The sequence below is a fragment of the Leisingera sp. CC-HEC096 genome (assembly GCF_059429235.1).
Genome location: NZ_JCAIJS010000001.1, coordinates 2383958 through 2396648 on the forward strand (window position 1 = coordinate 2383958; position 12691 = coordinate 2396648).

General features: G+C 65.3%; 11 protein-coding genes. 2 read left to right on the forward strand and 9 right to left on the reverse strand.

Going from position 1 to position 12691, the window contains the following annotated elements; all coding sequences use genetic code 11:
• The first annotated feature begins 19 nt into the window (after positions 1 to 19).
• Positions 20 to 3136 carry a M10 family metallopeptidase gene (locus AC5STI_RS11500; protein ID WP_495446741.1) on the forward strand — a complete coding sequence of 1039 codons (3117 nt, stop codon included), beginning with the start codon at positions 20 to 22 and terminating at the stop codon, positions 3134 to 3136.
• 79 nt (positions 3137 to 3215) lie between these two features.
• On the opposite strand, the gene AC5STI_RS11505 is transcribed toward AC5STI_RS11500, so the two are convergent.
• From AC5STI_RS11505 to AC5STI_RS11535, 7 genes are all read right to left on the reverse strand, one after another.
• Positions 3216 to 4787 carry an alkaline phosphatase family protein gene (locus AC5STI_RS11505; protein WP_495446742.1) on the reverse strand — a complete coding sequence of 524 codons (1572 nt, stop codon included), beginning with the start codon at positions 4785 to 4787 and terminating at the stop codon, positions 3216 to 3218.
• A gap of 139 nt (positions 4788 to 4926) precedes the next feature.
• Complete coding sequence (locus tag AC5STI_RS11510) at positions 4927 to 5685, reverse strand: maleate cis-trans isomerase family protein (protein ID WP_495446743.1); 759 nt, start codon at positions 5683 to 5685, stop codon at positions 4927 to 4929.
• A gap of 15 nt (positions 5686 to 5700) precedes the next feature.
• Positions 5701 to 6867 carry a M24 family metallopeptidase gene (locus AC5STI_RS11515; RefSeq protein WP_495446744.1) on the reverse strand — a complete coding sequence of 389 codons (1167 nt, stop codon included), beginning with the start codon at positions 6865 to 6867 and terminating at the stop codon, positions 5701 to 5703.
• Positions 6860 to 8050, reverse strand: coding sequence for a diaminopropionate ammonia-lyase (locus tag AC5STI_RS11520; RefSeq protein ID WP_495446746.1), 1191 nt, complete (start codon positions 8048 to 8050; stop codon positions 6860 to 6862). The genes AC5STI_RS11515 and AC5STI_RS11520 overlap by 8 nt, the downstream gene beginning before the upstream one ends.
• A gap of 2 nt (positions 8051 to 8052) precedes the next feature.
• Positions 8053 to 9198: an amidohydrolase gene (locus AC5STI_RS11525; RefSeq protein WP_495446747.1), complete on the reverse strand. Its 1146-nt coding sequence runs from the start codon at positions 9196 to 9198 to the stop codon at positions 8053 to 8055.
• Between the two features lie 154 nt (positions 9199 to 9352).
• Positions 9353 to 9565, reverse strand: coding sequence for a hypothetical protein (locus tag AC5STI_RS11530; RefSeq protein ID WP_495446748.1), 213 nt, complete (start codon positions 9563 to 9565; stop codon positions 9353 to 9355).
• A complete protein-coding gene (locus AC5STI_RS11535) occupies positions 9499 to 9885 on the reverse strand; it encodes a hypothetical protein (RefSeq protein ID WP_495446749.1) in 387 nt (128 codons plus the stop codon). The genes AC5STI_RS11530 and AC5STI_RS11535 overlap by 67 nt, the downstream gene beginning before the upstream one ends.
• 237 nt (positions 9886 to 10122) lie before the next feature.
• On the opposite strand from AC5STI_RS11535, the gene AC5STI_RS11540 reads away from it, so the two are divergent.
• Positions 10123 to 10602, forward strand: a complete 480-nt coding sequence (locus AC5STI_RS11540) for a YHS domain-containing (seleno)protein (RefSeq protein WP_495446750.1) — start codon at positions 10123 to 10125, stop codon at positions 10600 to 10602.
• Positions 10603 to 10688: 86 nt separating this feature from the next.
• On the opposite strand, the gene AC5STI_RS11545 is transcribed toward AC5STI_RS11540, so the two are convergent.
• Positions 10689 to 11312 carry a (d)CMP kinase gene (locus AC5STI_RS11545; protein WP_495446751.1) on the reverse strand — a complete coding sequence of 208 codons (624 nt, stop codon included), beginning with the start codon at positions 11310 to 11312 and terminating at the stop codon, positions 10689 to 10691.
• The gene (gene aroA, locus AC5STI_RS11550) at positions 11309 to 12655 is read right to left on the reverse strand and encodes a 3-phosphoshikimate 1-carboxyvinyltransferase (RefSeq protein ID WP_495446752.1); all 1347 of its coding nucleotides are present in this window, start codon (positions 12653 to 12655) and stop codon (positions 11309 to 11311) included. The genes AC5STI_RS11545 and aroA overlap by 4 nt, the downstream gene beginning before the upstream one ends.
• Positions 12656 to 12691 lie beyond the last annotated feature (36 nt).

Below are 12691 nucleotides of genomic sequence, written 5' to 3' on the forward strand. Positions count from 1 at the left end.
TTTAGGATGGAAAACGGATATGTGTGAATATTGCGGTCAAGCCAATCACAGAATTCCCGAAGTCACCGACAGCAGCGGCTCCGGCACCGGTGGCGGCGATGCCGGCGGCAAGCCAACGTATACGGTCGACCAGATCGCGCAGTATCTTTACCAGGGTTTCTGGGAGGACACCGGCCGGACCCAGCGTTCCTTTGACGTAGAAACCGGGGGGCAGCTGACGGTCAACCTCAGCGGGCTGAATGCAAACGGCAAGGCAACCGCCCGCAAGGCGCTGGAAAGCTGGACCGCGCTGACCGGGATCGACTTTGCCGAAACCACAGGCAGCGCCCAGATCACCTTTGATGACAACAGATCCGGGGCATATGCCACATCCACTGTCAGCAATGGAACCATCCTCAGCTCGCACATCAACGTGGACGACGGCTGGTCGGCTTACGGCAACTATTACCTGCAGACCTTTATCCACGAAATCGGCCACGCCCTCGGCTTGGGCCACACCGGCAATTACAACGGCAGCGCCAGCTATGGCTCGGATGCGCATTTCGCCAATGACAGCTGGCAAATGTCGATCATGTCCTACTTCAGCCAGGCTGAAAACACCGCTGTCGATGCCTCCTTTGCCTATCTGGCGACGGCACAGCTGGCCGACATCGCTGCAGTGCACCATCTGTATGGCGCGCCTGTAAACGTGGAAACCGGCGACACCACCTATGGCGACGGTCAGACCACCGGCCGTTTCGGCATGGACCTGAACGGCGGCTGGGCGGTGGCGATTGTCGACAGCGGCGGCACCGATGTCATTGACCTGGGCTCGCGCAGCTACAATCAGACGCTGAACCTGAACGCGGGCACCTTCTCCAGCATCAATGGCAAGACCGGCAACTTTTCCATTGCCAGCGGCACCGTGATCGAAAATGCCGTGACCGGCTCGGGCATTGACCACATTACCGGCAACGCAGCGGACAATGTGCTGGAAAGCGGTGCCGGCAACGACCGGATCGAGGCGGGCGCCGGCGACGACACGGTAATCGGCGGAACGGGTGCAGATTACTTGACGGGCGGAACGGGCGCCGACCGGTTTGTCTACCGGTCGCTAGGCGAATCCGGCGATTCAATCGCCGACTTCAACCTGGCCGCCGGAGACCGGGTCGACGTTTCCGCCCTGCTGCAGGAGATCGGTTATGCGGGCAGCGATCCCGCGGGCGACGGCGTTGTATCACTTCAGGCAGGCAGCGGCGGCTCCTGGCTGAAAATTTCCCACAATGGCAGCAGCACGCTGCTGGTGTTCTTGGCCGGTATCGATGCGAACGCCGATCCGGCAGAAATCATCAACACTTCCGCGACCCCGGAGCCCGGCCCGGAGCCTGAGCCCACGCCAGATCCGGACCCGACCCCGGATCCGGACCCCACGCCGGAAACCATTGATAACACCTACATCTTCACCAACAGCTTCGTGCCGCAGTGGACCAGCCTGCTGGGCACCGTCACCGACACCAATGGCGGTATCGACACGCTGGATCTCAGCACCGTGACGCTGGCAGCCACGATCAACCTGGAAAGCGGTGTGTCCGGGAAAATCGGCTCCAAGACCCTAACGATCAGCGAAGGCTCAGTGATCGAGAACATCCTTTTGGGCAGCGGCAGCGACAAAGGCTACGGCAACAGCGCCGCCAACCTGATCGAAGGGCGGGAAGGCCACGACCGGCTGTACGGACTGGACGGCAATGACACGCTGTCCGGCGGCAGCGGCAACGACATCCTGGAGGGCGGCTTGGGCGGCGACAGCCTGGACGGCGGCGACGGCAACGACAAAATCTATGGCGGCGACGGCAACGACACCCTCCAGGGCGGCGACGGCAGAAACCAGCTCTTTGGGGACGGTGGCGATGACTCCGTTCTGGCAGGCGCAGGTAACGATAAAATCTACGGCGGCGAGGGCGATGACACCCTTGCTGCCGGCGACGGCAACAACAAGACCGATGGCGGCCTGGGCGATGACTCGATCACCGCCGGCAGCGGCAAGGACCGGATCAAGGGCGGCGAAGGAAACGACACGCTTTCCGCCGGCGACGGCGACAATAAGGCTGACGGCGGCCTGGGCGATGACTCGATCACCGGCGGCAGCGGCAAGGACCAGTTCAAGGGCGGCGACGGAAACGACACCCTTGCTGCCGGCGACGGCGACAACAAGACCGACGGCGGCCTCGGCGATGACTCGATCACCGGCGGCAGCGGCAGGGACCGGATCAAGGGCGGCGAAGGAAACGACACGATAGCCGCCGGCGACGGCAACAACAGAGTCACCGGCGATGCTGGCCACGACGCGATCACCGGCGGCAACAGCAAGGACCAGATCAAGGGCGGCGAGGGCAACGACACGATCGCAGCCGGCGGCGGTGACAACAAGCTGTCCGGTGATGACGGAAATGATGTGATCAGCAGCGGCAGCGGCAAGGATCAGCTGAAGGGCGGCGATGGGGATGACACCCTGTCTGCCGGAGACGGCGAAAACAAAGTGAGCGGCGGCGGCGGTAATGACGTGATCACCAGCGGCAGCGGCAGGGATAAGGTCAATGGCGGCGACGGCAATGACACGATCCAGACTGGCGCGGGTGCTGACAAGGTCAACGGCGCCGACGGGGACGACAGTCTGGACGCGGGCAGCGGTGACGATCTGATCAATGCGGGCAAAGGCGACGACACGGTTGACGGCGGTGCCGGCACGGACAAGGTCAAGGGCGGCGAGGGCAATGACGATATCCGCGGCGGCAGCGGCGGCGACTCGCTTGATGGAGGCTCCGGCAGCGACAGGCTGGAAGGCGGCGCAGGCGCGGATCTCCTGAAGGGCGGGGCAGATGCCGACGTGTTTGTCTTTGCCTCCGCTGACGACGCCGGCGACACCCTGCGCGACTTCAAGATCAGCCAAGGCGATGCGCTCGATATCGACGGGCTGCTTCTTGAACTGAACACGACGCTTGAAGATGCCTTGACCAGCGGCAGTCTCAGCCTGAACGGGACCAAGGATGTCTGGCTTCAATACGATGCGGACGGTGAGGGCGGCAACGACCCGCTGCAGATCGCCTGGCTGAAAGGCGTCAAGTCAACCGACCAGCTGACCGAAGACTGGTTCGTCTGACGCTTAAAAACCGCCACAGGCCCGGCTCCTTACTGGACCGGGCCTTTCCCTGTTCACGCGGCATCGTCCGGGCTTGGGCCTAGCCTCGCCGCGGCGCGAAACGGGACACGCCCTGCGCCCCGTCAGCGGTGATCGACATCAGCGACAGCGTGTGGTCCATGTTCTTCATCCGGTGCCGCAGCATCAGCCGGGTCAGCCGGTTGAGATCGGCGGCATACTCCGGCTGCCCGGCCACGTTCTCCAGCTCCCCCTGCCCTACCGCATCAAACAGCATCGGCGGCAGGTCGGCGGCGAATTCCACCAAGGTAAAGCGCCCGTCCCGCAGGATGCCCAGACTGCTGTCGCTAGGCGAGGTGCCCAGCGCCTGCTGCCACAGCGTCGGCTCCAGTGGTTCGGAAAAATCCAGTTCCGAGAAGGAGTATTGCCGCCAGTCCCGCGGCTTCTCCCCGCGCAAAAGCGGCAGCAGCGACCGCCCGTCCATCGAGTTCGGGACCTCCTGCCCGACCCACTCCAGAATGGTCGGCGTCACGTCGATGGACTCGGTGGTCTGAGTGAGGCAGGCGCCGGCATTGTCCTCATTGCCAGGCATCCGGATGATCAGCGGCGTGTGATAGGCGGCGTCATAGACCGACATCTTGCCCCAGGCGTGCCGGTCGCCCAGCATCTCGCCGTGGTCGGCGGTGATGACGACCATGGTATTTTCATACTGGCCCGTGTCCTTGAGGAATTTGATCACGCGCCCGACATGGTGATCCACCTCGGTGGCCAGCCCCAGGTAAACCGCGCGCAGGGTGCGGATGTTGTCGTCCGTCGGCTCCAGATCCGGGAACCCCTCGACAAAGCCGGCCGCTGTACTGCTGCGCAACGCCGGATCAAAGAACGGATGCAGCGCGCCTTCCTGCTCCGGCGTGTCCAGCCGCGTTGGCAGCGGCAGCGAGGCCGGGTCGTACATGGTGTTGTAGGGGGCCGGCGCCACCAGCGGCGGATGCGGGCGGATATAGGTCAGATGGGCAAACCAGCTTTGCTTCTGATAAGCGGCCATCTTGCCCAGGAAAGAATCCGTTAGAAACGCGGTATCGCTGTCCTCTGCCGCGTAAAGCGCCGGATCGTTCAGCCGGGGCGCGCCGCCATCGGGCGAACGGGGCTTGTAGACGTCCCAGTAGTCCTCGAATTCATAGCCCCGGTTCATCAGATGCGATTGCCACGGGAAGGACGTCTCCAGCCGCATCTCGGTCATCTCATGGAAGCCGTTCATCGGGAATTCATAGGTGCGCAGCGCCGGGTCGTTGGCGTCAAAGGCGCGCGGGTCCTGCGAGGTATCGGTATAGCCGAACAGCATCGGCAAATAGCCCGCCTTGCGCATCTCGGTGGCAATGTTCGGCGTGTCGTGGCGCAGCGGCGTGCCATTGCGCACGGAACGGTGGTTCATCGCATACTGTCCGGTCAGGATCGACGCCCGCGACGGCCCGCAAGGGTTGGTGACGGAGAAATGCCGCTTGAACGAGACCGCCTCCTGCATGAAGGCGCGGATGCTGGGCAGCTCCACATGCTCTGCCATGGCACCGAACACGCAATCCGCACGCAGCTGGTCGATGATGATGAACAGGACGTTGCGGGTTGCGGGGCGGTTCTCGGGGCGGGTGGCAGGCATCCGGGGTCCTCGCGCGGCTCGTGTCAGGTTTCGGCTGTCAAACTGTGATGATCCGCCCGTGGATTTCAAGCTTAGACTGCCCCGTCCGGCGGGACAGCTTGCCAAAAATTGTCAGGCGGCAATTCCCGTAAAATTCTACCTATCCGCCCGCCGAACCCCGGGCAAACAGCCTGCCGAATTGCGGCTGGGGGTCCGTGATCCCGGCCAGCCGCAGCATGTGCCAGGCCAGCGCCTGGTTGCTGGAGACCACCGGCACACCGGTCGCCTCCTCAATCTCCGGAATCACCCGCAGGCAGCGCAGGTTGGTGCAGGAGATCACGATCGCATCGCAGTCCGCGGCGCTGGCCACCTGTTTGGCCGCCGCCGCAATAGCCGCCTCGGTGATGCGTGCCACCACCCGGTCGTCCATTTCCTCAAACGAGCCGAAGCCGGCGATTTCCAACCCCGCCGCCTCCAGCTTCTGCCGCATTTGCGCCGAGACCTCGGGCAGGTAGGGCGTGACAAACCCCAGCCGCGCGGCCCCCAGCGCCCGGCCCGCGGCGATGATCGCCGCCAGCGGGTCGGTGACCTTGGCCCTGGGCAGGACCGTCTGCACCGCCTCCGCCACCTTGGCCGAGCCGATCACCGTGGAGGCCGAGGTGCAGCCATAGCCGATTACGTCAAAATCCAGCGAGGACGGCAGCAGCCGGGCCGAGGCCGGCAGATCCGCCTGCATCCGTGCCAGCGTCTCCGGGCGGACTTCCGGCACCATCGGGATGCGGCTGTGATAAAGCGCCACCCCCTCCTGCGCCATCATCCTGGCGAACTCCGGCTCCAGCGTCTCGTCGGTTTCCAGCACGATCACGCCCAGGGTGGCGCGGGTGCCGATGCCTGCATCCGTCTCATAGGGGAGTTTCATGGCCCAAAGCCTCCTTCAGATCACCGGCAGTTCGGGCGCGGCGCGGGTTGTCAGCAGCTCAGCGCCATCCGCCCGCACGACGATGTTTTCCTCATGCACCATGATACGGCCGTCGCCGTAGCTCAGCGAGGGTTCCAGCGTCAGCACCATGTTTTCCTCGATCACCGTCCCGTCAAAGGCGGCGTGCGAGGGCCATTCGGTCAGCTGCATCCCCAGCCCGTGGCCCAGCCGCCCCACGTCGCCGCCCTGATCGTCCATTTCGGCAATCACGGACTGCATCGCCTGGAACAGCTCGCGGCAGGTCGCGCCCGGGCGCGCGGCGGCGATTCCCGCCTCGGTCGCCCGCCACAGCACGCCGTAGGCGCGGCGCGACAGGTCATCCGCCCGGCCAATGGCAAAGTTGCGGTCGAAATCGCAGAAATAACCGTCCCAGGTAGAGCCGGTGTCCAGCATCACGATGTCCCCGGCCTGCAAGGGGCGGCCGGTTGGCGGCGAGATCACGTCGCTGTAGCCGCCCTGATCGGCCCCGCCCACCAGGTAAGGCACGTCATCCGCGCCTTGCGCCAGCGCCTCGCGCCGGAAGGCGCGGAACAGATCCACAAACGGCTGGCCTTCATGAGCGATTTCAGGAACCCGCGCAAATGTGCGGGAGCCGATGGCGCAGATGTGCGAGAGTTTTTCGATCTCGGCGGCGGATTTCACCATCCGCAGTCTGCGCACCAGCGGGGTGGCATCCGCCACCTTCAGCCCCGGCAGCCCCGCCATCAGCCGCTCATAGTCGCCCAGCGGCATCCGCAAAGAGGTTTCATGCCCCTTCATCAGGCCGATGGAACCGCCACGGGAGGCAACCGGTGACAGCAGTTCCGTCAGCAGGCTGATGCCGTCATCCTCGGGTGCCGGCGCGCTCCAGGTGCGGATGTCCTCAATCCAGGTGCGGCGCATCAGGTCGGCGCCGATCTCCGGGATGATGGCAGCCGGCTTGCCGGCGGGCGGCACGAACAGGAACCAGGGGCGCGTCGGGCTTTGCCAGAACAGCGTGTGAAAACCGCTGAAATAGCGCACATCCGGCTCGGTCAGCAGAAGAAGCCCATCAAGCCCCTGCTGTGCCATCAGCGCCTGCGCCTTTTCAGTGCGGGCTGCAAATTCCGCTTCCGGGAACCCGCGGGCGGGCGCGTCAGACATGGTCTTTCCCTTCCATGATCGCGGCATAAATCGCCGGATCGGTGACCCCCTCGGAGCCGATCAGCAGCACGCGCGAGCTTTCATCCAGGCGCAGGGTCTTCTTCATCTCTGCCGACTGGCAAGCCGCGATCAGCGCGGTCAGTCCCGCCACTGCGCTTTCACCCGCCTCCACCACCGGATCGCCGGTTTCGCCATTGGCCAGCAGCCGCACCGCGGGGGCAACGATGCTGTCAGGAATGGTCACAAAGTCCGCGGCTTCCTCGGTCAGGATTTCCCACGCCATTTCCGACGGCTCACCGCAGGAGAGGCCCGCCATGATGGTTTCTTCCTGGATGGCGAAATTCGTCGCCTTGCCCGCCTTGGCGCTGTCGAACAGGCAGGCCGCCAGTTCCGGCTCGACAATCACCACCTGCGGAGACGCTGCCCCGTAAAACTGCCGCAAAGCCGCTGCGACTGAGGCTGCCAGCCCGCCGACGCCGCCCTGCAGGAACACATGGGTGGGGGGCTGCTCCATCGCCTCGCAGGCTTCGCGGGTCATCACGCTGTAGCCGGCCATCACATCGCGTGGCGGCTCGGTGTAGCCTTCCCAGGAAGTATCGGAGACCACGAACCAGCCGTTTTCCTCTGCTTCCCTCTTGGCCAGCAGCACCGAGTCGTCATAGTCGCCGTCGATCCGGATCACCTCGGCGCCCAGCTCGCGCATGGCCACCGCGCGGCCCTCGCTGACTTCGGCATGGATATAGATCCGGCAGGGCGCGCCAAAGCGCTGGCAGCCCCAGGCCAGCGACCGGCCATGGTTGCCGTCAGTGGCCGAGACCAGGGTGATCCCGGCGCAGGCGTTTTTGTGAGCGCCCTTGCGGATTTCCTCCAGGCTGACATCCTGGCCCAGCTGGCGGCTCAGCTCCCGCTGCAGCACCCGCAGCGCCGCATAGGACCCGCCCAGTGCCTTGAAGCTGCCGAGACCGAACCGCGGCCCTTCGTGCTTATAGTCGATCCGGCCCACGCCGATCTGCGACGCCAGCCCGGCCAAAGAGACCAGCGGCGTTTCCTCATACCCCTCCCAAGCGGTGATCTCCGCTTGCGCGTTGGCGAAGTCCTGTTCCGACAACACGCTATAGGCCGCCTCGCCGGGTTTCGGGCTCCCTGCCGTGTGGCGCAGGGCAACAGCAAATTGTTCAAGCATCGTCAGTCCTTTCCCGCTGGCAGCCGGTCCCGCACCAGCTGCACCCAGAACTCCGCGCCGATGGGCAGCAGAGCGTCGTTGAAATCATAATCCGCCGCATGCAGCGGCTGGCCGTGCGGCCCCCCTTCGCCATTGCCCAAGAGCAGGAAGCAGCCAGGCACGGCGTTGGCGAAATGGGCGAAATCCTCGGAGAAGCTCATCGGCGGGCGGTTGCGGATCACGGCGCAGCCCGCGGCCTCGCCTGCCCGATAAACGGCCTCCACAGGGCCTTCTGCGTTGATAGTTTCCACGAATTCGGTGTTGAAACTCACCTCCGCCGCCACCCCATGGGTGGCAGCCACTCCGGCGGCGATCTGGCGCATGAAGCGTTCCACCGCCGCGCGGTCCTCCGGCACCCGGACGCGCACATCGCCCTTCAGCACCGCATGGCCCGGCAGCACGTTGCGCTGGCCGTCGGTCAGGAACTCGGTCACAGAAACAACCGCGCCAACCCCCGGTGCCAGCTTGCGCGAGACGATGGTTTGCAGCGCCAGCACCATTTCGGCGCCGACAGTGATGGCATCCACCCCCGCCTGCGGCATCGAGGCATGGCCGCCCTGCCCCTTGATCGCAATCTCGAACAGGCTCTCGCTGCTGCAGATCTGCCCCGGCCGGGTCGAGACCTGCCCCACCGGCGCGCCGGGCAGATTGTGGATGGCATAGACCTCTTCGATCGGGAACCGCTCCAGCACACCCTCGGCAATCATCGCCTGCGCGCCCAGCCCGTGCTCCTCGTTGGGCTGAAACAGAAACACCACGGTACCGTCAAACCCCCGCTCTTGCGCCAGCCGTTCAGCGGCTCCTAAAAGCATCGTCATATGGCCGTCATGGCCGCAGGCATGCATCACACCCGGTGTTTCGGACACGTATCCATGCGTGGAAGTTTCGCTGATCGGCAGCGCGTCCATATCGGCCCGCAGCCCGATGGCCCGGTTGCCGGTGCCGGCCCGCAGCAGCCCGACCACGCCTGCGCCCTCATGCACCTCCAGCCCCAGCCCGCGCAGGTGCGCCGCGACCTTGGCCTTGGTGCGGTCTTCCTGGAAGCCGAGCTCCGGCTGCCGGTGAAACTCCCGGCGCAGAGCGGTCAGGCGGTCCTGAAAGCTGGTCATTTGGCTCTCCAAGCTGTTTGAGGCGACTTTAATCTGCGCCTGGCGACTTGGTGCGTATTAATCCTGATACCAGATGACGAAATTCATTCTTGTTCAGGCAATCCGGGCTGATTTTCGTACCCGGCAGGGTAAGGACCCGGCCGGGTTCAGGCCGCTAGATTTCCTCGCCTTTTTCCAGCAGCTCCTCGATCAGCTGGCGCTGGATCCCCGGGCTGTCGCCGCCGCGGAACTGCAAGGCCCCGCCGGTGTAAAGCGTCCCATAGGTGCGGGCGATATTCACCGTCTGCCCCAGGCCCGAGATCAGCTGATCCTTTTGCAGCGCTGACAGCGGGTGGATGAACACCGCCCAAAGCTGGCCGCGCGCCACCGCATACGCGCATCCAGCGCGCTGTCGAAATTGGCCTGCATCATCCGCATCAGCTCTTCCGCGGTCAGACCCTCTGCAGGGCGCAGCGGCACCATGGCTCGCATCCGGTCCGCTGCCGGGTCGGTGACCACCAGCACCGGCACCCCGGCGATGGTCAGCTGGAAGCCCGGCCCCACCGGCTGCGCCGCGCTGTCCAGGGCAAAAAGGATCCGCCCCAGCCGTTCATAGGTCATCGGCGGTTCCGGCTCTGGTGATGCTTCCTGCGCCAGCCCGGGCACAGCCAATACGCAAGCAATCACAAATGTCCGCAGCCAGGCCATGACGGCACCTCCCCTTTTGACGCGCCCTTTCAGGCTACTTCGGTGCCGCGCGCGGCTCCATGCACAGTTGGGTGAGCCGTCAGCAAAACAACGCCCCGGAAATTCGGGACGATCTGCAAGATCACCGGGACGGACGGAGATTAAACGTCCAGCGCGGCGGACTTAGCTTCAGATCACCGGGCCGCACACCCTGCCCCGGCACCCCTGAAACCGCCCTGAAACCCGATGAGGACCAACATGAAAACGCTTCTGACAACCGCCCTGATTTCACTGACTGCCGCACTGGCCGCGCCCGCCTATGCCGCGGACGAGGTCAACGTCTCCAACGGCATCTCCGCCGGCGGCGCACCGCTGGGCGCGCATGGCGTCGACCTGGTGGCGCTGCTGGACAGCCGCAACCCGGTGGAGGGCATGGCCACCTACTCCGCCACCGTGGACGGCGCTTCGTATTATTTTGTCTCGGATGAGAACAAGACCGCGTTTGAGGCCAACCCGGCGAAATACCTGCCGCAGCATGGCGGCTTCTGCTCTTACGGCGTGTCAGTCGGAAAGAAGTTCGACGGCGACCCGGACCAGTACCTGGTGCATGATGGCAAGCTGTTCCTGTTCCTGAACGCCGCCACCCGCGCTGCCTTCCTGGAGGACGTGGCCGGTACTGCCCAGACCGCGGACAGCCAGTGGGGCCAGATCAAGCACGTGGCCGTCGGCGCGCTCTGATCCCGCGCTGGCCGTGTCCCGCCGGGCGGGCCTTCCTGCCTGCCCTTGCGCCCGCAGCTGATGTCCCGGCTGCGGGCGTTTCCGTTTCAGCCCGCTGGCTCCATGCGGCTTTCGATCACGGCCAAGGCCTTGGCCAGCGCCTCTTCGATGCTCAGCTCGCTGGTGTCGATCAGCACCGCGTCATCGGCCGGCTTGAGCGGTGCCTCGGCACGGTTCATGTCGCGGTCGTCGCGGGCCTTCACGTCGGCCAGCACTTCGGCAAGGGTGATCACCTTGCCTGCCGCCGTCAGCTCCAGGAACCGCCGCCGGGCGCGCACCTCGGCGCTGGCGGTGACAAACAACTTCACCTGCGCATAGGGGCAGATCACTGTGCCAATGTCGCGCCCGTCCAGCACCGCGCCGCCCGCCCGGCGGGCAAAGGCACGCTGGAAGTCGATCAGCGCCGCACGGACCTCGGCAATAACTGCCACCTTGGACGCCGCCTGCGCCACCTCCGGCCCGCGCAGATCCTCGCGCGCCAGATCCTCCGGAGTGAGGGTCCGGGCCGCCGTGACCGGCGTCACGCCCTCCATCATCTTGGCCCCGACGGCCCGGTACAGGAGACCGGTGTCAAGATGGCCAAAGCCGTAATGGGCAGCAACCGCCTTGGAGAGGGTGCCCTTGCCAGCCGCGGCCGGCCCGTCGACCGCTATGGTGAAGCTCTTGCTCATGTGCGCTCCAGCTTGGCCCCCAGGTTGCCCATGAGGGATTCAAAGATCGGGAAGGAGGTGGCGATCGGGCTGCCGTCGTCGACGGAAACAGCGTTTTGCGCGCCCATGCCCATCACCATGAAGGACATGGCGATACGGTGGTCCAGGAAGCTCTCGCAGGTGCCGCCGCCCGGCACGCCATCAATGCCCAGCCCGGTGACCTCCCACCAGTCCTCGCCTTCCTCGACAGCCACACCATTGGCCCGCAGGCCCTTGGCCATCGCGTCGATCCGGTCGCTTTCCTTGACCCGCAGCTCCTTGACGCCCGCCATCATGGTCTTGCCTTCGGCAAAGGCCGCCACCACCGACAGCACCGGGTATTCGTCGATCATCGAGGCGGCGCGCTCCGGCGGCACTTCGATGCCCTTCATATTGGGCGAGTACTTGGCGCGCAGATCGGCAACCGGCTCGCCGCCCTCTTCGCGCATGTTCTCGAACGTCAGATCCGCGCCCATGTCCTGCAGGGTGTAGTAGAGGCCCGCGCGGGTCGGGTTGAGGCCGATGTTCGGCACCAGCACGTCAGAGCCGGGCGTGATCAGCGCCGCACAGACCGGGAAGGCGGCGGAGGACGGGTCGCGCGGCACCGCGATCACCTGCGGTTTCAGCTCGGGCCGGCCGGTCAGGGTGATGACGCGACCCTCTTCGGTCTCCTCGGTGGTGATCTCGGCGCCAAAGCCCGCCAGCATCCGCTCGGTATGGTCGCGGGTGGCTTCCTTCTCAATCACCACGGTCTTGCCGGGCGCGTTGAGGCCAGCAAACAGCACCGCCGATTTCACCTGCGCCGACGGCACCGGCACCTCATAGCGCACCGGCACCGGATCAGCCGCGCCAACGATGGTCATCGGCAGCCGCCCGCCGGAACGGCCCACGGATTGGGTGCCGAACAGCGCCAGAGGATCCGTCACCCGCGCCATTGGGCGCTTGTTCAGCGAGGCATCGCCGGTGAAGGTCGCGGTGATCGGCGAAGTTGCCATCACCCCCATGATCAGCCGCACCCCGGTGCCGGAGTTGCCGCAATCGATCACATTGCCCGGCTCAGCAAAGCCGCCGACGCCGACGCCGAACACCGACCAGTTACCGCCGCCGTGGTTCACCACCTCGGCGCCAAAGGCCTGCATCGCCTTGGCGGTGTCCAGCACATCCTCGCCTTCCAGCAGGCCGGAGATCTTGGTTTCCCCCACCGACAAAGCGCCCAGGATCAGCGACCGGTGCGAAATCGACTTGTCGCCGGGCACTTCAGCCACGCCGGTCAGCGGGCCAGAGCGGTGCGAGGTCATCGGGATGGGCGTGCCGTGTCCGGACATGTGGCTTCCTTCGTCTGTCGGTCGTTCGTCTGTTCG

Excerpts from the sequence above, each read along its gene's own strand:
- AC5STI_RS11500 (WP_495446741.1), top strand. The coding sequence starts at position 20 with ATGTGTGAATATTGCGGTCAAGCCAATCACAGAATTCCCGAAGTCACC.
- AC5STI_RS11505 (WP_495446742.1), bottom strand. The coding sequence starts at position 4,787 with ATGCCTGCCACCCGCCCCGAGAACCGCCCCGCAACCCGCAACGTCCTG.
- AC5STI_RS11510 (WP_495446743.1), bottom strand. The coding sequence starts at position 5,685 with ATGAAACTCCCCTATGAGACGGATGCAGGCATCGGCACCCGCGCCACC.
- AC5STI_RS11515 (WP_495446744.1), bottom strand. The coding sequence starts at position 6,867 with ATGTCTGACGCGCCCGCCCGCGGGTTCCCGGAAGCGGAATTTGCAGCC.
- AC5STI_RS11520 (WP_495446746.1), bottom strand. The coding sequence starts at position 8,050 with ATGCTTGAACAATTTGCTGTTGCCCTGCGCCACACGGCAGGGAGCCCG.
- AC5STI_RS11525 (WP_495446747.1), bottom strand. The coding sequence starts at position 9,198 with ATGACCAGCTTTCAGGACCGCCTGACCGCTCTGCGCCGGGAGTTTCAC.
- AC5STI_RS11535 (WP_495446749.1), bottom strand. The coding sequence starts at position 9,885 with ATGGCCTGGCTGCGGACATTTGTGATTGCTTGCGTATTGGCTGTGCCC.
- AC5STI_RS11540 (WP_495446750.1), top strand. The coding sequence starts at position 10,123 with ATGAAAACGCTTCTGACAACCGCCCTGATTTCACTGACTGCCGCACTG.
- AC5STI_RS11545 (WP_495446751.1), bottom strand. The coding sequence starts at position 11,312 with ATGAGCAAGAGCTTCACCATAGCGGTCGACGGGCCGGCCGCGGCTGGC.
- aroA (WP_495446752.1), bottom strand. The coding sequence starts at position 12,655 with ATGTCCGGACACGGCACGCCCATCCCGATGACCTCGCACCGCTCTGGC.